Source organism: Rhizobium beringeri, assembly GCF_004306515.1.
GTDB lineage: Bacteria > Pseudomonadota > Alphaproteobacteria > Rhizobiales > Rhizobiaceae > Rhizobium > Rhizobium beringeri.
Genome location: NZ_SILG01000004.1, coordinates 220,798 through 241,234 on the forward strand (window position 1 = coordinate 220,798; position 20,437 = coordinate 241,234).

18 protein-coding genes are annotated in these 20,437 nt (G+C 62.7%); 9 read left to right on the forward strand and 9 right to left on the reverse strand.

Annotated features, from left to right (window positions below; all coding sequences use genetic code 11):
- The first annotated feature begins 11 nt into the window (after positions 1–11).
- Positions 12–2,015, forward strand: coding sequence for an aldo/keto reductase (locus ELH03_RS30610; protein ID WP_130767250.1), 2,004 nt, complete (start codon positions 12–14; stop codon positions 2,013–2,015).
- A gap of 40 nt (positions 2,016–2,055) precedes the next feature.
- Here the strand turns inward: ELH03_RS30610 and cydX are convergent, their stop codons facing one another.
- The 7 genes from cydX to ELH03_RS30645 form a co-directional block, all read right to left on the reverse strand.
- On the reverse strand, positions 2,056–2,178 hold the full coding sequence (gene cydX, locus ELH03_RS30615) for a cytochrome bd-I oxidase subunit CydX (protein ID WP_130767251.1): 123 nt from the start codon (positions 2,176–2,178) through the stop codon (positions 2,056–2,058).
- Between the two features lie 100 nt (positions 2,179–2,278).
- Positions 2,279–3,433, reverse strand: a complete 1,155-nt coding sequence (gene cydB, locus ELH03_RS30620; protein WP_130767252.1) for a cytochrome d ubiquinol oxidase subunit II — start codon at positions 3,431–3,433, stop codon at positions 2,279–2,281.
- A gap of 6 nt (positions 3,434–3,439) precedes the next feature.
- Complete coding sequence (locus ELH03_RS30625) at positions 3,440–5,020, reverse strand: cytochrome ubiquinol oxidase subunit I (protein ID WP_130767253.1); 1,581 nt, start codon at positions 5,018–5,020, stop codon at positions 3,440–3,442.
- Between the two features lie 76 nt (positions 5,021–5,096).
- On the reverse strand, positions 5,097–6,788 hold the full coding sequence (locus ELH03_RS30630; protein ID WP_130767254.1) for an amino acid ABC transporter ATP-binding/permease protein: 1,692 nt from the start codon (positions 6,786–6,788) through the stop codon (positions 5,097–5,099).
- Positions 6,785–8,527 (reverse strand): thiol reductant ABC exporter subunit CydD, encoded by a 1,743-nt coding sequence (cydD, locus tag ELH03_RS30635; RefSeq protein ID WP_130767255.1) that lies wholly within the window; start codon positions 8,525–8,527, stop codon positions 6,785–6,787. The genes ELH03_RS30630 and cydD overlap by 4 nt, the downstream gene beginning before the upstream one ends.
- A gap of 4 nt (positions 8,528–8,531) precedes the next feature.
- Positions 8,532–9,110 carry a GbsR/MarR family transcriptional regulator gene (locus ELH03_RS30640; RefSeq protein WP_018448951.1) on the reverse strand — a complete coding sequence of 193 codons (579 nt, stop codon included), beginning with the start codon at positions 9,108–9,110 and terminating at the stop codon, positions 8,532–8,534.
- Between the two features lie 280 nt (positions 9,111–9,390).
- A complete protein-coding gene (locus tag ELH03_RS30645) occupies positions 9,391–9,990 on the reverse strand; it encodes a HupE/UreJ family protein (protein ID WP_130767256.1) in 600 nt (199 codons plus the stop codon).
- 277 nt (positions 9,991–10,267) lie between these two features.
- Here ELH03_RS30645 and ELH03_RS30650 point away from each other — a divergent pair, with 277 nt between their 5' ends.
- The gene (locus ELH03_RS30650) at positions 10,268–11,299 is read left to right on the forward strand and encodes a hydroxyacid dehydrogenase (RefSeq protein ID WP_130767257.1); all 1,032 of its coding nucleotides are present in this window, start codon (positions 10,268–10,270) and stop codon (positions 11,297–11,299) included.
- 131 nt (positions 11,300–11,430) lie between these two features.
- Here ELH03_RS30650 and ELH03_RS30655 read toward each other — a convergent pair whose 3' ends face one another.
- On the reverse strand, positions 11,431–12,426 hold the full coding sequence (locus tag ELH03_RS30655) for a Tim44 domain-containing protein (RefSeq protein ID WP_130767258.1): 996 nt from the start codon (positions 12,424–12,426) through the stop codon (positions 11,431–11,433).
- An 84-nt stretch (positions 12,427–12,510) separates the two neighbouring features.
- On the reverse strand, positions 12,511–12,969 hold the full coding sequence (locus ELH03_RS30660; protein ID WP_130767259.1) for a YbaK/EbsC family protein: 459 nt from the start codon (positions 12,967–12,969) through the stop codon (positions 12,511–12,513).
- Between the two features lie 247 nt (positions 12,970–13,216).
- Between ELH03_RS30660 and ELH03_RS30665 the strand changes: the two genes are divergently transcribed.
- The 7 genes from ELH03_RS30665 (at position 13,217) to ELH03_RS30695 (ending at position 20,404) form a co-directional block, all read left to right on the forward strand.
- A complete protein-coding gene (locus ELH03_RS30665) occupies positions 13,217–14,563 on the forward strand; it encodes an extracellular solute-binding protein (RefSeq protein WP_128401119.1) in 1,347 nt (448 codons plus the stop codon).
- Between the two features lie 63 nt (positions 14,564–14,626).
- Positions 14,627–15,928, forward strand: a complete 1,302-nt coding sequence (locus tag ELH03_RS30670; protein WP_128401120.1) for a carbohydrate ABC transporter permease — start codon at positions 14,627–14,629, stop codon at positions 15,926–15,928.
- Between the two features lie 2 nt (positions 15,929–15,930).
- Positions 15,931–16,773, forward strand: coding sequence for a carbohydrate ABC transporter permease (locus ELH03_RS30675; protein ID WP_018448958.1), 843 nt, complete (start codon positions 15,931–15,933; stop codon positions 16,771–16,773).
- Complete coding sequence (locus tag ELH03_RS30680; protein WP_130767260.1) at positions 16,773–17,828, forward strand: ABC transporter ATP-binding protein; 1,056 nt, start codon at positions 16,773–16,775, stop codon at positions 17,826–17,828. The genes ELH03_RS30675 and ELH03_RS30680 overlap by 1 nt, the downstream gene beginning before the upstream one ends.
- Positions 17,828–18,607, forward strand: coding sequence for a glycerophosphodiester phosphodiesterase (locus ELH03_RS30685; protein ID WP_130767261.1), 780 nt, complete (start codon positions 17,828–17,830; stop codon positions 18,605–18,607). The genes ELH03_RS30680 and ELH03_RS30685 overlap by 1 nt, the downstream gene beginning before the upstream one ends.
- Positions 18,591–19,595 (forward strand): LacI family DNA-binding transcriptional regulator, encoded by a 1,005-nt coding sequence (locus ELH03_RS30690; protein WP_130767262.1) that lies wholly within the window; start codon positions 18,591–18,593, stop codon positions 19,593–19,595. Before ELH03_RS30685 ends, ELH03_RS30690 begins: the two co-directional genes overlap by 17 nt.
- Positions 19,595–20,404 carry an inositol monophosphatase family protein gene (locus tag ELH03_RS30695; RefSeq protein WP_128409615.1) on the forward strand — a complete coding sequence of 270 codons (810 nt, stop codon included), beginning with the start codon at positions 19,595–19,597 and terminating at the stop codon, positions 20,402–20,404. The genes ELH03_RS30690 and ELH03_RS30695 overlap by 1 nt, the downstream gene beginning before the upstream one ends.
- The last annotated feature ends 33 nt before the right edge of the window (positions 20,405–20,437 follow it).

Consider the following 20,437-nt stretch of genomic DNA (forward strand, 5'->3'; position numbering starts at 1 on the left):
GAGGATTTTCCATGACTTCAGATCAACCGATCCGCTGGGGCATCATTGGCCCCGGCACCATCGCCCGCACCTTTGCAGACGGCGTCGCCCATTCGCGCACGGGCAAGCTGGTGGCGATTGCTACCCGCAATCCGGCAAAGCCGGGGCTTGCCGAAAGCTTCCCCGGCGCCCGCATCGTCAATGGCTACGAGGCGCTGCTTTCCGACCCCGAGGTTGATGCTGTCTATATCTCCGTGCCCCATACCGGCCACGCCGAATGGGCGATCAAGGCTGCACGCGCCGGCAAGCACATCCTGGTGGAAAAGCCGATCGCGCTGTCGGCCTATGATGCCGAAGCGGTTTATTACGAGGCGAAAAAAGCCGGCGTCTTTGCCGGGGAAGCCTTCATGTATCGCGTGCATCCGCAGACAGAGAAGCTGGTCGAACTCGTCAAAAGCGGCGTCATCGGCACTGTTCGCATCCTCCGATCGAGTTTCGGCTTCAACATGGGCAGCTACAAGCCGGAACACCGGCTTTTCGCCAACGACACGGCCGGTGGCGGCATTCTCGATGTCGGCGGTTATCCGGTCTCGATGGCCAGACTGATTGCCGGCGCCGCAGAGGGCAAGGCCTTCCTCGAACCGGAGAAGGTTTCGGGCGTCGCCCATCTCGGCCAAAGCGGCGTCGATGAATGGGCATCTGCCGTGCTCAAGTTCCCGAACGAGATCATCGCCGAAGTCTCATGCTCGATCATGGCGCAGCAGGACAATGTGCTGCGCATCATCGGCTCCGAGGGCCGGATCGAGGTCCAGGACTTCTGGTTTGCCTCCGGCCACAAGGGCGGCGTCGGTAAGATCGAGATCTTCAAGGGCGGCAGCCGAGAAACCGTCGAACTCAGGGAGGATCGCTGGCTCTATTCCTTCGAGGCGGACGCGGCCGGCGATGCCATCCGCGCCGGCAAGACCGAATTCAGCTCTCCCGGCATGAGCTGGGCAGATTCGATCGGAAACCTGCGTGTACTCGACCAGTGGCGTGCCTCGGTCGGCCTCGAATACGGCGTGGAAAAAGCCGGCAAACGCACGACAAACATTGCCGGCGGCGCGATCGCGCGCGGCAACAGCGTTCCGCAGCGTCAAATTCCCGGCATTTCCAAGCCGGCCTCGGTCGTGACGCTCGGCTTCGAGTTCTTCCCGAACTTCGCCGCCGCCTCGCTGACGCTCGACGCCTTCTACGAGGCCGGCGGCAATGCCTTCGACACGGCCTATGTCTATGGCGGCGGCAAGACGGAAGCGATCTTCGGCGACTGGCACACGAGCCGCAAGGTGCCGCGCGAGGAGGTCGTGCTGATCGGCAAGGGCGCGCATTCGCCGCTTTGCTATCCCGATATGATCGCAAAGCAGCTCGACCAGTCGCTTTCGAGGCTGAAGACCGACTATGTCGACATCTATTTCATGCATCGTGACAATACCGACGTGCCCGTCGGCGAGTTCGTCGATGCCATGGATGCCGAGGTCAAGCGTGGACGCATCCGCGGCATATTCGGTGGTTCGAACTGGACGCGGGCGCGCTTCGACGAGGCGATCGCCTATGCCGAAAAGACCGGCAAGACGGCGCCAGCAGCACTTTCCAACAACTTCTCGCTCGCCGAGATGCTCGATCCGATCTGGGCCGGCTGCGTTGCCGCTTCCGATGACGACTGGAAAAAGTGGCTGAACGAGAAACAGATCCCGAACTTTGCCTGGTCGAGCCAGGGCCGTGGCTTCTTTACCGATCGCGCCGGCCGCGACAAGCGAGATGACGAGGAGATCGTCCGGGTCTGGTATTCCGAGCGCAACTTCGAACGCCGCGACCGTGCTATCGAGCTTGCCAACAAACTCGGACGCAATCCGATCCACATCGCACTTGCCTATGTGATCGCCCAGCCTTTCCCGGTCATTCCGCTGATCGGGCCGCGCACCGTCGCCGAGTTGGAAGACAGCCTCTCGGCGCTCGACATCAAGCTGACACCCGATCAGGTGAAGTGGCTGGAAGGCTGAAGCAACAGCAAAGGGCGCGGTTTGAACCGCGCCCTTTGCTTTACTTGCGCAGCTCGGAAGCTTTCTTCCTGGCCGCGTCGTCCATCAGCTCATACCACATGGCGTTGAGGACGGCGAAGGCTGCGGCCAGCGGCAGGCCGAGCATCCATGCAAAATACCACATCGTTTGGTCTCCCTCAGAGCAATTCCAGGAAAAGTGCGAAGCGGTTTTCCGTCCGGAATTGCGTAAAAACAAAAGGTTAGAGCGGTTCTCCTGAATCGCTCTAGTAAGCGTGGCTATTTTTATCGGTGATGGACTTCTCATCGACCTTGCCCCACAGAACCTTGTAGACCCAGGCCGTGTAGGCGAAGATGATCGGCAGGAAGATCACCGTCACGACCAGCATGATGAACAGTGTCATGTGGCTGGAGGATGCATCCCAGACCGTCAGGCTTGATCGCGGATCGAGCGAGGAGGGCAGGATGAACGGGAACATCGATAGGCCTACCGTCGAGATGATGCCAAAGATCGCCACCTTGCTGAAGAGCAGCGTCATGACCTCGCGCCTTGCCCGCATGGCAATGAAGGCCAGTGCCCCGCCGGCGAAGCCGAGGACGGGCGCGATGATCATCCATGGATGAGCGGCGTAATTGGTAAGCCACGCGCCTTTCTCCAGCGCCACGGTCTTCAGCAGCGGGTTGGAGGGGCCGATCGGGTTGATATCGCTGGTGATGCGATAGCCACCGACGCCGATCCACAGGAAGAGGCCGCCGAGTGCGAAAAGCACGATGACGGCAAGGGCGGCGATGCTGCCATAGCTTCTGGCACGCACTGCGACCGGGCCACTCGACTTCAACACCAGCCATGCCGCACCATGCATCGTCAGCATGGCTAGGGAAAGCAGGCCGCAGAGCAGCGCATAAGGGTTGAGCAGGGCAAAGAACGAGCCCTCGTAGAAGATCCGCATATCGTCGGCAAAGCGGAAGGGCACGCCCTGCAGCACATTGCCGACGGCAACGCCGAAGATCAGTGAGGGCACGAAACCGCCGATGAAGAGCGCCCAGTCCCAGCCGCTGCGCCAGCGGGCGCTTTCCCGCTTCGAGCGGTATTTGAAGCCAACCGGACGCAGGATGAGCGCGAAGAGGATCGCAAACATCGCCAGATAGAAGCCCGAGAAGGACACCGCATAAAGCGGCGGCCAGGCGGCGAAGATGGCGCCGCCGCCGAGGATCAGCCAAACCTGGTTGCCCTCCCAGGTGGCGCCGATGGTGTTGATCGCCACGCGCCGTTCCGTATCGGTCCGGGCGACGAAAGGCAGAAGTGTGCCGACGCCGAGATCGAAACCGCCTGTCGTCGCAAAGGCGATCAGCAATACGCCAAGCAGCAGCCACCAGATGAGACGCAGGGTTTCATAGTCGATGAGTTCGTGAAGGATCATGGCAGGTCACTCCGCGGCCGGGACGAGGGTTTCGGAAATCAGAACCGCTTCCGGCTCGTCGTCCGGCTCCGGTCCTTGCTTGATTGCCTTGATCATCAGGCCCATCTCGATGACGATCAGCGTCGTGTAGAGTGCCGCAAAACCGATGATGGTCAGAAGCACGGTGCCGGCGCCGAGGCTGGAGACGGCGGCTGCCGTCGGCAGCATACCTTCGATCACCCAGGGCTGGCGGCCGAACTCGGCAACGACCCAGCCGAGTTCAATGGCAACCCAGGGCAGGGGGATCGCCAGCACGGCAATCTTCAGAAGCAGCGGATATTTGTCGAGATGGCGGCGCGCCGACAGCCAAAAGAAGGTGGCGGTCAGCAGGATGAAGAAGATACCGAGGCCGACCATGATGCGGAAGGACCAGAAGAGCGTCGGCACGTGCGGGATGGTATCGCGCGCAGCCTGAACGATCTGCTCGTCGGTCGCCTGGCGCGGATCGTCGACGTAGCGCTTCAGAAGAAGAGCGTAACCGAGATCATGGCCGAGATCCTCGAAGGAGCTGCGCACTTCCTGCGCAACCTGATCCTGCGCCGGTACTGCACGGATCTGCATCAGCGCGTCGTAAGCTTTGATACCGTCGCGAATCCGGGTTTCGGCTTGCTGTTCGAGCTTGTCGATGCCGGGGATTTCGGTCGTCAGCGAGCGCGTGCCGATCAGGCCCATGACCCAGGGAATGTGCACGGCAAAATGCGTTTCGCGGGCCTCCTGATCGGGGAAGCCGAAGGCGGTGAAGGCCGCCGGCGCCGGTTCCGTCTTCCACATGCCCTCGATTGCCGCGAGCTTCATCTTCTGGTTCTCGGTCGCGAGATAACCGCTCTCATCGCCAAGGACGACGACCGAAAGCGCCGAAGCGAGGCCGAAGGAGGCCGCAACCGTCATCGAACGCTTGGCAAGCTCGATATGTCGCCCCTTGATTATATACCAGGCCGAGACGCCGAGCACGAAGATCGAAGCACAGACATAACCTGCCGACACCGTGTGAACGAATTTCGCCTGCGCCACCGGGTTGAAGACCACATCGAAGAAGCTTGTGATCTCCATGCGCATCGTCTGCGGATTGAGTGCCGATCCCACCGGGTTCTGCATCCAGCCATTGGCAATCAGGATCCAGAGCGCTGAGAAGTTCGAGCCGAGTGCCACAGCCCAGGTGGCGACCAGATGGCCGACCTTCGACAGCTTGTCCCAGCCGAAGAAGAACAGCCCGACGAAGGTCGCCTCGAGGAAGAAGGCCATCAGGCCTTCGATCGCCAGCGGCGCACCGAAGATGTCGCCGACATAATAGCTGTAATAGCTCCAGTTCATGCCGAACTGGAACTCCATGACGATGCCGGTGGCGACGCCGATCACGAAATTGATCCCGAACAACGTGCCCCAGAATTTGGTCATCTGCCGCCAGATCTGCCGGCCGGTCATGACATAGACGGTTTCCATGATCGCCAGGAGCACGGACAGGCCGAGCGTCAGGGGCACGAACAGGAAGTGGTAAAGTGCCGTCAGCGCGAATTGGAAGCGCGAAAGTGCTACGATATCTAGTTCCATTGTCTTTCTCCCTCGGTCCCACGGGATACGAGCGTTCCTCAGCGCCGGACGGCGCGTGAGGACATGCGGTTCTTGCTCAGTCCGGCCGAAGCCGGTCGAGCGCCTTTTCGAACGCCGCCTCTCCGCGGCGCGAAATTTCGGTGATGCGACCGCCGTCGATAACGGCGATGCGGTCTGCGATCGCAGCCTCCCGGCGGATATGCGTTGCGATCACCAGCGAGCGGCCCGCCGCCATTGCCGAGAGACGGCTGAGCACGTCGCGGGCGGTGACGCCGTCAAGGCCCTCGGTCGGCTCATCGAGCAGCCAGAGCGGCGTGTCGCGCAGGAAGAGCCGGGCAAGCGCCAGCCGGCGCGACTGGCCACCGGAAAGGCCGAGCCCGCCTTCGCCGAGCAGCGTATCGATCCCCTGCGGCATGGCCTCGATATCGGCAAGCAGGCCGGCGGCAGCGAGCGCTTCGCGAAGGCAGGCCTCACTTGCATCGGGGTTCGCAAGGAGCAGGTTGCCGCGCAGGCTGTCCTCGAAGAGCTCCGTCCGTTGCGTCAGCAAGGTCGTCGCCATCGCGGCAACACTCCCCGTCCTTGCCGGCAATTCGCCGGAAAGGAGAGCAAGCAGGCTCGACTTGCCGGCGCCGCTGCTGCCGATGACGGCCAGGTGTTCGCCTTGTGCCAGCGCGAGCTCGATGCCCTGGAGCGCCGGCACGGCGGAGTTTTCATGGAAGGCTGACACCTTCGCCAGCGAAAAAGCGCATCCGGGCAACGGCGCCGCCAATGCTTCGGGTGCCGCCGCGACGGCAAGCCGCGGCGCGATACGCCTTGCCGCAAGCAGCGTCCTGCCGAGTTCCAGGGCACCGCGGCGCAGCGCTGCGAAGGGTTCGACTGCCGCAAAGGCGACGAGCAGGCCGAGTGCGGCGACAGGAGCGGTAATCACCTTCGTTTCCGCAAGTACCGCGACGGCAAGCAGCGATGCGGTGAGCAGCAGCGTCGAGACAAGACCGAAACCGAATGTCAGGCCGGTCTCGACGCGGTTCAACCGGTCGTCGGCACGGGCAGAGTAGGCGTCGGCCGCAGCGATGGTACCTGTCTGCGCGGCAAGGCGGCCGGCCATCAGCAGATCGGTCTGGCCGGCGACGAGATCGATCGTCCGCGACCGCAGCGCCTCGATGCCATGGGCGCGTTGGCGGGCATGTTTGCGCGCCGTCCGGCCGGCGATCAGCGGCAGGCCGAGGCCGGCACCGGCGAGAAAAAGGCCGAAGCACAGGCCGAACAAGGGATGCATCAACCCCAGCACGAGGCTTGCCGCCAGCGCTGCACCGATCGCGACAACAGCCGGCACGAGGATGCGCAGGTAGAGGGAATCGAGCGCATCGATATCGGCGGTCAGCCGGAAGAGCAGCCGTGCGGGACGGTGTGACAGCGCGCGGGCAGCACTCGGTTCGGCAAAGCCGCGAAACAGCCTTTCGCGCAGGGCGGCGAGCACGCCGAGCGTTGCATCATGGGTCGCAAGCCTCTCGCCGTAACGCGCCGCCGTACGGAGGATGGCGAGCAGGCGGATGCCGGCTGACGGCGCGAAGACGTCGAAGGTGATGGCGGCAGCGGCCGAAAGGCCGGCGAGCGAGGTGGCGGTGATGAACCAGCCGGACAGTCCGAGCAGGGCGATGCCAGCCGTCACCGTCGCCGCCGAAAGTGCTGCGCCGAGCAGCAGCGCACGCCGGCGCTCGGCAAGGAACAGATGCAGAATCGGCTTGAGGTCTGCAGCAGATCCGCTCATTCGGCGGCCTCCCTTATAACGATGTCGGCATCGACGCGCATAGCGCGATGCATGCGGGCGGCAAGCAACGGATCGTGAGTCGCAACGATCAAAGTACGGCCCCTGGAGAGCGAAAGCAGGCTCTCGGTAACCTCGGCGGCGGTGGCGGCGTCGAGATGCGCGGTCGGCTCGTCGGCGAGGATGATCCGGAGATGCGGATTGCAGGCGGCCCTCGCGATCGCAAGCCGTAGCGCCTCGCCGCCGGAAAGTCCGATCCCGCCCTCGCCAAGCGGCCGGTTGCCATAGGCGGCGGCGACTTTTCCGAGCTTGGCTGCGCCGAGCGCATCCGTCACGTCGCCACTCGAGATACCGGGCCTGCCGAGCGCGATATTGCCGGCGATGGTGCCTGCAAAAATATGCGGCCTCTGGCCGATCCATGCCATGCTAGCCCGCAAGGCGGCAGCGGTGTCATCCGCAAGTTCGATGCCGCCGATGACGATGCGTCCGCCGGTACAGGGCGCCAGCCCTGATATGAGCGAAAGAAGCGTCGACTTGCCAGAACCGCTTGCGCCGAGAAGCGCCAGATGTTCGCCGGCCGCGATATCGAGGTTGAAACCGTTAAGGATCAACGGCTCGGCCGCGTTGTAACGGAAATCAACATTCTCAAGTCGGATGGCCGGCGCTTCGACGACGGCAGATGCTGCTGGCGCGACTTCGGCTGCTCCTTGGATGAACAGGCCGCCGGCAGCGAGGGCGTCCAGGGCTTTCAGCGCCGCTTCCCCGGCCGCCCGATCGTGCCAGACAGCCGAGAGTTCGCGCAGGGGCTCGAAGAAGGCCGGTGCGAGCAGCAGGATGAACAGTCCCTCGGTCAGGTCGAGCCGGCCCACCCAAGTGCCGAAGCGAATTTCGCCGAGCAGACTGAAACCGACATAGACGGCAATCATCGCCACGCCGAGTGCGGCGAAAAGCTCGAGCACCGCTGAAGACAGAAAGGCGATCTTCAGCACGGCCATAGTGCGCGCACGCAGCGACTCCGCCTCCGACCGCAGGCGCAGCGCCGTTAAATCGACTGCGTCGAGCGCACGGATGGTCGCCAGTCCGCGCAGCCGATCGAGCAGGAAGCCGTTGAGGCCACCGGTGGCCACGAGTTGTCTTTCGCTGGCCGACTGGGCACGCCAGCCGATCAGCGCCATGAAGATGGGAATCAGCGGCGCGGCAAACAGCAAAACCAGCGCGGCGATCCATGAGACCGGCAGAATGAAGGCAAGGATGATGAGCGGCACAAGGCTCGCCTTCATACTCGCCGGCTGGAAACGGGCGAGGTAGGGCACGATCAGTTCGGCTTGTTCGCCAAGCACGCTTGCGGCTTTGCCCGAGGCAGGCCGGCCGCGATCGACCGGCGACGACATGGAAAGTGCCGCGGCGGCAATCTTCCGCCTGCGGCTGAGCTCGCCGCGGGCGGCCTGAAAGGCCATGCGGCCACCAGCCGCGTCGAGACAGCTTCTTGCAAATCCGAGGACAAGCATGCCGAGGGCTGGCCAGAGAACGTCATGCAATCCGCCGCCATCGGCGATGCGGCCGACGGAGACGGCCAGCAACCCGGCCTGCGGGATCCAGACGGCGGCGGCCACTACCTGCAGCATTGCCGCTCTGCGCAGCCCGCCCTTCGCATCAGGGCCGGTGACAGGCGAGACTGTATCGCCGTCCGGCAACGGCTCGGCCTCTTGTGTGTCCGTCGCGTCGAAGAAAGCAGTGCCCATGGCGCTAACTCTTGTTCGCAGGATTCGGCCGGCGGCTGCGGCCGAGCGAAACGACCCGGTCCTTGGCCTCCAGAAGCTTGGTCACTTTCGCGCCCAGCGAGAGTAGTGTTGCAAGCCTTTCTGTTTCAAGTTGTTTTACGTCTTCATACCAATGCGTCAGCTGTTCGATCAGCGTGTGCATCTCGCTCATGCGCTGCTGCGCATGGCGTTCGGCTTCGCTGGCCGGCCGCTGCATCAGGATCTCACGCAGAACCGACAGCGTCGGATCGACTTCACGCTTCTTTCGCTCCTCGGCAAGCGTCCTCAATATGTGCCAGACATCGTCCGGCGTGGTGAAGAAATCGCGGCGGTCGTCCGGCTTGTGTTTCAGGATGACGAGGTTCCAGGCCTGCAGTTCGCGCAGGCTCATCGAAACATTGGAGCGCGAGATGCCGAGCGACTCGGCGATCTCCTCCGCGCAGACCGGCGCGGGCGAGACGAAGAGCAGGGCATAGATCTGGCCGACCGTGCGGTTGATTCCCCAGCGCGATCCCATTTCGCCGAAATGGAGAACGAAGGACTGGACGAGAGGCGGAAGGTTCATGGTCATTTCCGTTGCGTCTGTGATTTCAGAAATTTCTGAAATCACTATACTGACTTTCGCGTCTCGCCAGCAATCGGCAAGGCAGGCCTGCGTCAATTTGGATATCCCTTCGTCGATCGTTGGCTAGATATAGCCTGACGCGACGTGGCTGGATTTGACTTGGGTCAAGTCCACAGCACTTTGCAGCGATGGTGCAGAAACGCCCGGCGGTGCGCTACGCATGCCGGGCGTTCTGTCGGATCGCGATGTCTAGGCCGCGGCCTAGTTAATGCCGTCAGGCTCAGATCAAGCCGGCCAGGATGCCGACGCCAGCAATGGCGGCAATGCCACCTGCCGTGCGCGTCACGAAGACACCCTGGCGTTCTCCGGCGCGGCCGATGACGTAACCAAGGACGAGACCGGCGACATGCAGCAGCGCCGTCGCGGCCATGAAGCCGGCGGCATAGGCGGCTCCGGCGGTATTTTCCGGCATTTCGGCGCCATGTGCATGACCGTGGAAGACGGCGAAGAGGCCGATGATGCCGAGTGCTGCGGCGAGCGGCGCCTTGACGTTGAGCGCAACGATGGCGCCGAGGACGACAACGGAAAGCGCGATGCCGATTTCAACGAAGGGAACATTGATACCGGCAACGCCGAGAGCGCCACCGAGCGCCATCACCAGAACGAAGGTCGTCGGCCCGAGCCAGGTGGCGCGGCCGCCGAGCTGAAATGCGAAAACACCGACCATCACCATGGCGAGGACATGATCGAGGCCAGACATCGGATGGGCAAAGCCGTGGCTGAAGCCGGCAGCTTCGCCGATGGCGGGATGGGCGGAGGCGGCGGCTGGAAGCGCTGCGGCAGCCAAGGCAAGCAGGCCGCTCTTGATTGCTGATTTCATTGCTCATTCCCCTCGTGAGTTTTCGAATATCCTGCGGCCGCCGAACACCGGCATGGTTCCAAATGGCGTAATCACGCTAGTTCAAAGAATTCGCGCAGTCAACGAAAATGCCGCGAAATAACAAGCCAATTCAACTGCTTATCCGATAGGCAGATGCCGCTTTCGATAGCGTCTCTCAGCGCCGAGCGGCTCAAGATCGAACTGGAAACGATCCCCCACAGAGGCTATCAATCGTCCGGCAGAGACGGCGCGGACCGCCGTGATGGAGGAGACGCCCATGACGAATACCGAACGGCCGCTGGCGATCAGCGCGCCCGAACCGCGCACGCTCGATCTGATCTTCAGCGACAAGGCGCGCGCCGAACTGCATGCGAAATACGAGATCATCGAGGCTGATCCCGAGAATATCGCCGGGCTCGGCGACGAGACCCTCGGCAGGGCACGCTACATCATCGGCCAGCCGCCGCTTTCGGCGGACACGCTGGGACGTATGCCGGCCTTGCGCTCGATCCTCAACGTCGAAAGCAATCTTCTCAACAACATGCCCTATGAGGTGCTCTTTGAGCGCGGCATCCATGTCGTGACGACAGGCCAGGTCTTTGCCGAGCCGGTCGCCGAAATCGGTCTCGGCTTCGCACTGGCCTTGGCGCGCGGCATCGTCGATGCGGATGTCGCTTTCCGCCAAGGCAACGAACTCTGGGGCGGCGAGGGCAATTCGAGTGCGCGGCTGATCGCCGGCTCCGAGATCGGAATCGTCGGCTTCGGTGATCTCGGCAAGGCGCTGCGACGAGTGCTGTCCGGCTTCAGGGCGCGCATCCGGGTGTTCGATCCCTGGCTGCCGCAATCGATCCTCGAGGAAGACGGTGTTGAGCCGGCAAACCTGGACGATGTCCTGACGAAGAGCGATTTCGTCTTCGTCGTCGCCGCCGTCACCAGCGAGAACAGGGGATTTCTCGGCGCTGAGGCCTTCGCCAGCATGCGCAGGGGCACAGCCTTCATCTTGCTTAGCCGCGCTGATGTCGTCGATTTCGATGCATTGATGGCCGCAGTCTCGTCAGGCCATATCGTCGCGGCGAGCGATGTTTATCCGCAGGAGCCGCTGCCCCCCGACCATCCGGTGCGGAGCCTAAAAGGTTTCATCCGCTCGGCGCATAGGGCTGGCGCCCTCGACAGCGCCTTCAAGAAGATGGGCGACATGGTGCTCGAAGACATGGACCTGATGGATCGCGGCTTGCCGCCGATGCGCTGCAAGCGGGCGGAACGCGAAACGGTCTCCCGCATGCGCTCCAAACCGGTGGCAGTGAATTAAAGCATGTCGCGCAAAACTGTGCAGCGGTTTTGCGATAACGACATGCGTGAAAATAAAAATCTAAAGCGCAAGGAGCGAATCTTAAAGATTGCGATGCGCTTTAGAGCAAAATACCGATTTGGCGCGTCGCGTTAGGCGGCGCGCTGCTCGGCACCCTGGATCGCAGCAAGCTTCCAGTCGGCGCCAGACTTGCGCACGAAGGTCCAAACCTCGGTGCTTTCGCTCGGTCGGCGGTCGTCGCCGGAAACGACGCGGCCGCTGTCGCGCTCGACCATGGCGTCGATCGAGGAATAACGCATGGCGAGCGTCGCATATTCCCGGCCGTCTTCGCGCCAGGCCTCGGCGATATCGCCCTGCAGCAGCTTGACGTCGGAGACGCGGTTGCGCACGCCGTTGGTAGCGTTTTCGCCGAGTTCCTCGGCAAGATAGGACATAGCCTCGGGCGTCGTCAGCCGGCGCAACGTGCCGTAATCCTCGGCGCCGTAAGCGGTCTGCACTTGGGTCAGCAGTTCCTCGAACTGATCGAGATCGGCCTGCGCCAGCCCGATCTCGTCGCTCGGCCGATTGCTGCGCGACTGCCCGCCGAAACCGGCCCCCGAACCGATCGCCGGGATCTGGAAGGACGACTTATTCGTGGGCGACATGTTATAGGACTGGCTCTGGCCGCCGACGCCGTAGGAAGGCTGGCGGCGGTTGGCAAAATAACGCATGGCGAGCATGACGGCGCCGCCGATCAGCGCGATCTGCAACAGCATGCCAAGGAAACCGAAGCCGCCGCCGAAACCGTGGCCGAGCAGCATACCGAGAAGACCGCCGGCAATCAGGCCGCCGATCATCGAGCGGCCGAAGCCGCCGAAGAAACCGGGGCGCTGGGCGCCGAGGGGCTGCTGCGCGGTGGCAGGTGCGGTGGTCTGCGGACGCGGCGTCATCGACCGTTCGATCGGCGCTGCTGGGGCAGGTGCGGTGCGGGTGACCGGCGGGGCCTGGAAAGTGCGCGTGCCGCGGCTTCCGAAACCGAAGCTGCCGGCGCGGCGCGCCTCGGCATCGTCGAGGGAAGTAAAAACGGTGGCGCTCGTCAGTGCGGCAATGGCCGCGATCTTGGCAAAACGCGAAACGGCACTCGGCATTCCTGATCTCCTGTCATGCACAATCACGGCATGTTGAGACCTAATATAGGTAGTCTTTCCCCCGTGTGAAGCTCTTCAGCTCCGTTACTGGCAGACGTCGACCCAGCTGGCGCCGGTCAGCTCAGCCAGCCGCCCGGTTTCGATGCGCACGGCCGAGTTGGTCGAGCCGGCCGCCGGCACGACTTCATCGAAGCGTTTCAATGAGATATCGCAATAGATAGGCAACGGCGAGGGCAGGCCGAAGGGGCAGACGCCGCCGACCGGATGGCTGGTGACCGCCGCGACCTCTTCGGCATCGAGCATGCGCCCCTTGGCTCCAAACGTGTCCTTGAACTTGCGATTGTCGAGCCTTGCCGTGCCGCCGGCTACGACCAGCATCATCTGCTCGCCGACGCGCAGGCAGATCGTCTTGGCGATCTGGGCCGGCTCGACACCATGGGCTTCGGCGGCAAGTGCTACCGTCGAGGAACTCTCGGCGGTTTCGATGATTTCGATATCGGGTGCGTAGGCGCTGAGGAAGGCGCGGACAGACTCAAGGCTCATGACGCGATGCTAGCCCAGGAAATACGCAATTTGAAGCGTAAAAGACGCCTGCCGAAAACCGCCGCTTGCAAGTCGCGCGGACATCGTCATAATAATTTTGCACACGTGCTCAATTTTGTCATTCGGCCGTTACGTTCAACCCCTAGAGCGGGATACGCCACGTTTTCGTGGGGTTTCGGAGCGGTCATCATCAGCAGTGCTGACCCGTCAAGAGGCCTCACACTGCTCTTCTAGGGAGACGAAGAAGATGACCATTTTGCCGACACTGAAATCCCTTGCCGTCGCAGCCGCCATCCTGGCGTCGACCTCTGCAATTGCACTCGCCAAGGACGTTCATATCAGCGTCTGGGCCGGCGGCACCGGCCCGAACGACGTCTATCGCCTCGACGCCATCGAGATCGCAGCCCAGCAGCTGCAGCGTGAAGCCGCTCTCAAGGGCGAAGACCTGAAGATCACCGTAGAGAAGAAGCCTTATTCGGCCTGGGAGGACTTCAAGCAGGCGCTGACCCTTGCCGCCGAAGCCAAGACCGCCCCGAATATCGTCGTCAGCGGCCATGAAGACATCGCACCCTGGTCGCAGGCCGGATTGATCGTTCCGATCGAGGATTATGTCGATCTCGACTCATGGCCGCTCAGCGATATCTATGAAAACCTGCTGCAGATCGCATCCTACAACGGCACCGTCTACGGCATCCCGCAGGACGCCGAATCCCGCCCGATGTTCTTCTGGAAGCCTTACATGAAGGCGATCGGTTACAGCGATGCCGATCTGGACGCGCTGCCGCAGAGCGTCCAAGACGGCAAGTACACCATGAAGAACCTGCTCGAAGACGCAAAGAAGATGCAGGACAAGGGCCTCGTCCAGGCCGGCTACGGATTTTATCCGCGCACCAGTAACGGTCCTGATTACTGGCAGTTCTACACCAGCTTCGGCGGCACGATGGAAGAAGGCGGCAAACTCGTTTTCGACAAGGCCGCGATGACCCGCACCTATCAGTTCTTCGCCGATGCCGTGAAGGCCGGTGTTACCAAGAAGAACCACATCGGCATGCCGGGCGACCAGTGGTGGAAGGAAGTCGCCACTGGCAAGGCCGGCATCTGGGATGGCGGCACCTGGCACTATGCCCGCCTCGTCAACCAGGAAGGCTTGAAGGACTTCTTCGGCAACGTGATCTTCACGCTGATCCCCGCCGGCGAAGGCGGCAAGGCCAACACGCTGACCCATCCGCTCGTCTACCTGCTGACCGCAGGCCACGACAAGGAAGACACCGAGATCGCCGCCCAGCTGGTCAAGATCGCCTCCGAGCCGCGCACCAACGCGCTGCATGCGGTCAAATCAGCCCATCTCGGCATCTCCAAGTCGGAATCCACCGTCGAATTCTACTCGGCCGACCGCTGGACCCGCGAAGCCACCGAGCGCCTGCTGCCGCATGCCAATGCGATGCCGAACAATTCCGATTTCGGCAAATATTGGAACATCATGTGGAAGAACCTCGAAGCATCCTGGACCGGCGCCAAGACCGTAGACGCCGCGGTCAATGATGCAGAGAGCGAGCTGAAGAGCACGCTCGGCGACAAGATCGTCATCCGCTAAGATCGCAGCACTCTTCCGGGCGGCGGCGCCGCCGCCCGGTCGGTCCGCGACGAGGGGGCTTCCATGAAATCGTCCAGAACGCTCGGACTGGTGATGATCGCGCCTGCGGCGATCATGATCATCCTCTTCTTCCTGATGCCGGTCGTTCTGACGGCGGTCTTTTCGATGACCAGCATGACCACGGCGACCGGCATATCAGGCGGTGTCTACCAGATCGCACCGAATTCCCTGATCGCGCTGAAATCGGCGATACCAGACATCGCCGCCGAGATGGCCGAACCGCGCTACACGATCGACGAGGCAGGCCTCAAGGCCATCGAAGGGCTCGGGCTTGCGCCGGGGATTGCCGCGGAATTGCGCACCAAACATGCAGGTGAGGTGTTCACTGGACGCCGCGACGTCGAGCGCATGATCAAGGATCTTGCCGACCGGCCTTCGACGCGCGACGTCAAGCAGATTTCCGAACAGTTCAACCGCTCCGTCCTCAACACCCGCTTCGACAGCAAGGAGCAGCTCTTTTCGGCGCTGGATAGTCTGGGTTTCAAACTGACACCTGAGCAAAAGGAAACGGTCGCCAAGACCACTTATACCGGCTGGGTTTGGACGACCGACAATTTTTCGCGCATGACCACCTCGCCCGACATGGCGCGCGTGCTCTTGAATACCGTGCTCTACGTCGCGCTGGTGCTGATGCTGTTCAATGTCGGCTATGCGCTGCTGCTGGCCATCTGGACGCATTACATGCCGCCGACGCCGGCCTCGATCTTCCGCGGCATCTGGCTCCTGCCGCGCATTACCCCCGTCGTCATCTACGTCATGCTATGGAAGTGGCTTGCCTGGGATACCGGCTTCATTTCGATTCTGATGGGCAAGTTCGGCTATCCGCCGAAGAACTATCTTCTCGACAACGCCTATAACGCCTGGTTCTTCGTCGTGCTGATCAACGGCTTCATCGGGGCCTCCATGGGCATGCTGGTCTTCTCCTCGGCGATGAAAGCCATTCCGAAGAGCCAGTTCTATGCGAGCGAGGTCGACGGCGCCTCGCGCTGGCAGCAGATCCGCTACATCATTCTGCCGCAGATGCGCTGGCCGATCCTCTTCGTCACCTGCTACCAGACCTTGTCGCTGCTTGCCTCCTTCAATGAAATCCTGCTTGCCACCAATGGCGGACCGGGCAACGCGACCGAGGTCTGGGCGCTCTCCGCCTATCACACTGCGCTCAGAAACTATGCCGGCAATCTCGAATACGGGTTGGGTGCCGCCATGGCGCTGGTGCTCGTCGTCATCGGCGTCATGCTGTCGCTCCTCTATTTGCGCGTCTTCAACTACGGCACGCTTGTCGCCAAGCCCCTGATCGAGGATTGACCATGGCCGAACGATCGCAGCCCTCGGCAAATTACCGCAGCTGGCCTGTCATATCGGCGCTGACCATCGTCAGCCTGCCGCTGCTCCTGATGTATGTCTATCTCTTCCTCGACACGGTGACCGTCAAGCAGGCGGATGCGTTGCTGCCCTCCGGCTTGACGCTTAGTCACTGGCGATTCCTCTGGCAGACGACGGAGGGCAAGGCGAACATCTGGCAGGTGACGCTGAATACATTGCTCTTTTCGGCCTGCACCACCAGCCTCGTGCTCATCGTCTCATCGATGGCGGGCTACGTGTTATCGCGGCTGAACGTGCCGGCGCGCGGCTTCTTCCTTGCCGGCGTCATGGTGCTGCATGCCTTCCCGTCGGTGACGCTGATCATCGCCATCTTCATCGTGCTGCAGATGATCGGCCTCTACAATTCGCTGATCGGCGTCATCCTGGTGAAGGCGGCGATTGACCTGCCGCTCGGCATCTGGCTGATGAAGGGCTTCTACGACACCGTGCCGTGGGAAATCGAAATGGCCGGCGTTGTCGACGGCGCCTCGCGCTTCCGGGTCTGGCGCAGCCTCGTGCTGCCGCAGGTCAAGCCCGGGATCATGGCGCTCGGCCTCTTCTCTTTCCTCTCCGGCTGGGGCGAGTTCATCCTGCCGCAGGTGCTGGCACCTGGTAATCAGGTGCAGGTGCTTTCGGTCTATCTCGCGGCCTTTCTCGCCGACGACAACAACTATGATTTCAACATGTTCAAAGCGGTCGGCGTCTTCTACCTCGTTCCCGTGCTGATCGTTTACGCGCTCTTCAACAAATATCTCATGAACATCTACGGCGGCGGGAGCAAAGGCTGATGCGCATCCTCCTCGACAATTTTTCGAAGAGCTTCGGCTCCACCAAGGTCATCGAGAACATGCGGCTCGAAGTCGGCAGCGGCGAAATGCTGGCGCTGCTCGGCCCTTCCGGCTGCGGCAAATCGACGACGCTCTTTTCCGTCTGCGGCATCCACCGGCCGAGCGGCGGACGCATCCTCTTCGGCGACCGCGACGTCACCGACCTGCCGAGCCAGGCTCGCAATGTCGGAGTCGTCTTCCAGTCTTATGCGCTCTATCCGCACATGACGGTTACCGAGAACATCGGTTTTCCGCTGAAGGTGAAGGGCATGCCCGCCGCAGAGATCCGCAAGGAGGTCGACCGTATCGCCGCCCTCGTGCAGATCGGCAATCTGATGGGCCGCAGGCCGGCCGAGCTTTCCGGCGGCCAGCAGCAGCGCGTGGCGCTGGCGCGCGCGCTGATCCGCAAGCCAGATGTGCTGCTGCTCGACGAGCCGCTCGCCAATCTCGACGCCAAGCTGCGCCTCGAAATGCGCTCGGAAATCCGCCGCCTGCAGCGCGAGACCGGCATTACCGCCATTCTCGTCACCCATGACCAGGTGGAGGCGATGAGCATGTGCGACCGCATCGCCATCATGAAGGAAGGCGAGATCGTCCAGATCGCCACGCCGGCTGAAATGTACAATGATCCAAAGACCGCCTTCGTTGCCGGCTTCCTTGGTAATCCGCCGATCACCTTCCTGCGCGGCGTCGTGGACAAGGGCGCCTTCACAATCCCGCAAAGCGAGATCCGCGTGCCGCTGCCTGATACCGTCGCAGCCGCCGACGGCACGAAGCTGATGCTCGGCGTCCGGCCGGAGCATTTTACGCCGGCAGGCGACATCACCGTGCCCGGCAAGATCACCTTCGCCGAAACGCAGGGCCGCGAGAATCTCTACGACGTGGCTCTTGCCGGCGGACCGCTGCTGCGCTCCATCCAGCCGGTGCGCAGCGATATTCACGTCGGCGACGACGTCCGGTGGGCGATCGACAGCCGCGGCATATTCGTCTTCGACGAAAATGGCAGGAGGCTCTGATGACCCGCGACTTCTCGGCATTTTTCCAGCGTTACGGCTGGCCGTCAGGTAAGGGCCGGCTTCCCTTTTGCATCGGTCATCGTGGCGCAAGCGGCCATGAACGCGAGAACACCCTTGCCGCCTTCCGCCGCGCTGCCGAACTCGGCGCTGAGATGTGGGAGCTCGACACGCAACTGACCAAGGACGGCGTGGTCGTCGTCTCGCATGACGACCATCTCGAGCGTGTCTTCGGCATCGACCGCCGCATTTCCGAAATGACGGCGGCGGAGCTTGGCGCACTCGACGGCGTCGACGTGCCGAGTTTTTCGCAGGTCGCCGCACTCGGCCGCGAGACCGGGACCGGTCTCTATGTCGAGCTCAAGGCGCCTGGGACCGGAATGCGCTGCTGGCGGCATCTTGCCGAGATGGAACAGCGTTTCGCCTGCCTCGGCTCCTTCGACACCGCGCAGGTGCGCGAACTCAGCGATGCCGCCTGCGATTTTCCGCTCTCGGTGCTGATCCGTGTCGGCCACGATCCGCATGCACTCGGCGACGAGGCCGGCGCCGATATCCTGCACCTCTGCTGGGAGAGGGCCGGCGAGCGTCCGCAGGATCTGGTGACCGACGCGCTGATGAGCCGCGCCTTCGAGGCGGGCCGCGAGATCGTGCTCTGGCACGAGGAGCGGCCGGCCGTTCTCGATGACATCATGAAGCTTCCGGTTCTCGGCATCTGCACGGATCTGCCCGATCTGATGCGGGTGCCTGCGGTTAAGGAAAAAGCAGTTGGCAGACAGGGATAAGGGACCGCGCAAGGTAACCTCCTTCGACGTGGCGCGGGTGGCCGGCGTCTCGCGCGCCGCCGTGTCGCGCGCCTTCACGCCGGATGCCAGCGTCTCGCCGAAGACGCGCGAGAAGGTCTATCAGGCCGCCAAGGAACTTGGCTACCGGGTCAACTATCTTGCCCGAAGCCTGACCAACCAACGCTCCGATCTCGTCGGCGTCGTCGCCGCCGGCCTCGACAATCCGTTCCGCACGTTGCAGATCGAGCATCTGGCGAAAGTGCTGATCGCCCGCAATTTCCGCCCCATCCTGCTGCCGACTTCGCAAGAGGCCGACACCTCGACCGTCATCGGCCAGTTGCTCCATTATGCCGTGTCGGGCGTTATCGTCACCTCGGACGCCCCGCCGACCGAGATCTGCGAGCAATGCGCGGCCGAAGGCGTGCCGATCGTGCTGATCAACAAGGGCAACGACATCCCCTTCGTCGACCGCATCATCTCCGACGACCGCATGGCCGGCCATCTCGCCGCCACCCACCTGATCGACAGCGGCGTGCGAAAGCCGGCTGTAATGGCCGCGCCCGCCATATCCTATACGGCGCGCCGGCGCAGCGAGGCCTTCATCGCACGCTGCAAGCAGCTTGGCGTCGAGGCGCAGTTCCTGCAGATCAGGATCAATGATTACCGGAGTGGCTATGATGCGGCAGCTGAACTTGCCGCATCCGGCATCGACGGCCTGTTCTGCGCCAATGACCACATGGCCTGCGGCGTGATCGACCGCGTCATGCAGGGCCGCGGCCGCGATGATGCGCCGCCGCTGCGTATCATCGGCCATGACGACATTCCTCAGGCGAGCTGGACCGCCTACGATCTCACGACCATCCGCCAACCCTGCGACGTCCAGGCCGAAAAGACGGTCGACCTGCTGATGAGCCGGATGGCTGAGCCGGACCTGACGGCGCGTGTCGAATTCACGCCGGTGACACTGATCAAAAGAAGGACTGCGTGATGAATTCCGCATTCGATGCCGCCACCATCCGCGCACGGGCGGAGGTCGCGATCACCGTTGCCCTCGAGGTCGGACGAGAGACGGCACGGTTTCGGCGCGATTCTGACCCCGGCACCCTCACCGTCGAGAACAAGGGATTGCAGGATTTCGTCACCATCGCCGACAGGAGGGCCGAACAGGCGATCCACGACGGTCTGCTTTCGCGCTTTCCGGATGATAGTTTCATGGGAGAGGAGAGCGGCGGACAATCGGGTAAGGGCGGCACCTGGGTCGTCGATCCGATCGACGGCACGACCAACTACATCAGGGGCTTCCGGCATTGGGGTGTCTCGATCGCCTTCGTCGTCGGCGGCAAGGTGGAGATCGGCGTGGTCTACGACGCGGCCGGAGACAAGGTCTTTCACGCCGTGCGCGGCGGTGGCGCCTTCAAGGACGGGATTCCGGTCCATGCGGCGGCGACCGCCGATCCGGCCAATGCGCTTGTCATTCTCGGCCATTCCCGCAAGACGAGCTTCGACGACCATCTCGCGCTCTCGCGGCGGCTCCACGAACGCGGCATGGATTATCGCCGCATGGGCGCGGCCGCGATCGACCTCGTTCGTGTCGCCGAGGGTGCCGCCGATCTCTATTACGAACGCCACCTCAATGCCTGGGACATGCTCGCCGGCGCGCTGATCGCCGAAGAGGCCGGCGCTGTGGTGGCGATGCCGCCGGTCGACAGGCTGCTTGCGCAGGGCGGACCGGTCATCGCCTACTCGCCGGGGCTTGCTGGCGAATTCGCGTTCATCCTCGACATCGAGGGGCTATAGATATGCCGTTCCAGAGACGCGATCCGCCCGATT

Bases quoted from the DNA above. Each gene is read 5' to 3' on its own strand.
- ELH03_RS30665 (WP_128401119.1), top strand. From the start codon at position 13,217: ATGACCATTTTGCCGACACTGAAATCCCTTGCCGTCGCAGCCGCCATC.
- ELH03_RS30670 (WP_128401120.1), top strand. From the start codon at position 14,627: ATGAAATCGTCCAGAACGCTCGGACTGGTGATGATCGCGCCTGCGGCG.
- ELH03_RS30610 (WP_130767250.1), top strand. From the start codon at position 12: ATGACTTCAGATCAACCGATCCGCTGGGGCATCATTGGCCCCGGCACC.
- ELH03_RS30645 (WP_130767256.1), bottom strand. From the start codon at position 9,990: ATGAAATCAGCAATCAAGAGCGGCCTGCTTGCCTTGGCTGCCGCAGCG.
- cydB (WP_130767252.1), bottom strand. From the start codon at position 3,433: ATGATCCTTCACGAACTCATCGACTATGAAACCCTGCGTCTCATCTGG.
- cydD (WP_130767255.1), bottom strand. From the start codon at position 8,527: ATGGGCACTGCTTTCTTCGACGCGACGGACACACAAGAGGCCGAGCCG.
- ELH03_RS30640 (WP_018448951.1), bottom strand. From the start codon at position 9,110: ATGAACCTTCCGCCTCTCGTCCAGTCCTTCGTTCTCCATTTCGGCGAA.
- ELH03_RS30695 (WP_128409615.1), top strand. From the start codon at position 19,595: ATGAATTCCGCATTCGATGCCGCCACCATCCGCGCACGGGCGGAGGTC.
- ELH03_RS30630 (WP_130767254.1), bottom strand. From the start codon at position 6,788: ATGAGCGGATCTGCTGCAGACCTCAAGCCGATTCTGCATCTGTTCCTT.
- ELH03_RS30660 (WP_130767259.1), bottom strand. From the start codon at position 12,969: ATGAGCCTTGAGTCTGTCCGCGCCTTCCTCAGCGCCTACGCACCCGAT.
- ELH03_RS30680 (WP_130767260.1), top strand. From the start codon at position 16,773: ATGCGCATCCTCCTCGACAATTTTTCGAAGAGCTTCGGCTCCACCAAG.
- ELH03_RS30675 (WP_018448958.1), top strand. From the start codon at position 15,931: ATGGCCGAACGATCGCAGCCCTCGGCAAATTACCGCAGCTGGCCTGTC.
- ELH03_RS30650 (WP_130767257.1), top strand. From the start codon at position 10,268: ATGACGAATACCGAACGGCCGCTGGCGATCAGCGCGCCCGAACCGCGC.
- ELH03_RS30655 (WP_130767258.1), bottom strand. From the start codon at position 12,426: ATGCCGAGTGCCGTTTCGCGTTTTGCCAAGATCGCGGCCATTGCCGCA.
- ELH03_RS30625 (WP_130767253.1), bottom strand. From the start codon at position 5,020: ATGGAACTAGATATCGTAGCACTTTCGCGCTTCCAATTCGCGCTGACG.
- cydX (WP_130767251.1), bottom strand. From the start codon at position 2,178: ATGTGGTATTTTGCATGGATGCTCGGCCTGCCGCTGGCCGCAGCCTTC.
- ELH03_RS30685 (WP_130767261.1), top strand. From the start codon at position 17,828: ATGACCCGCGACTTCTCGGCATTTTTCCAGCGTTACGGCTGGCCGTCA.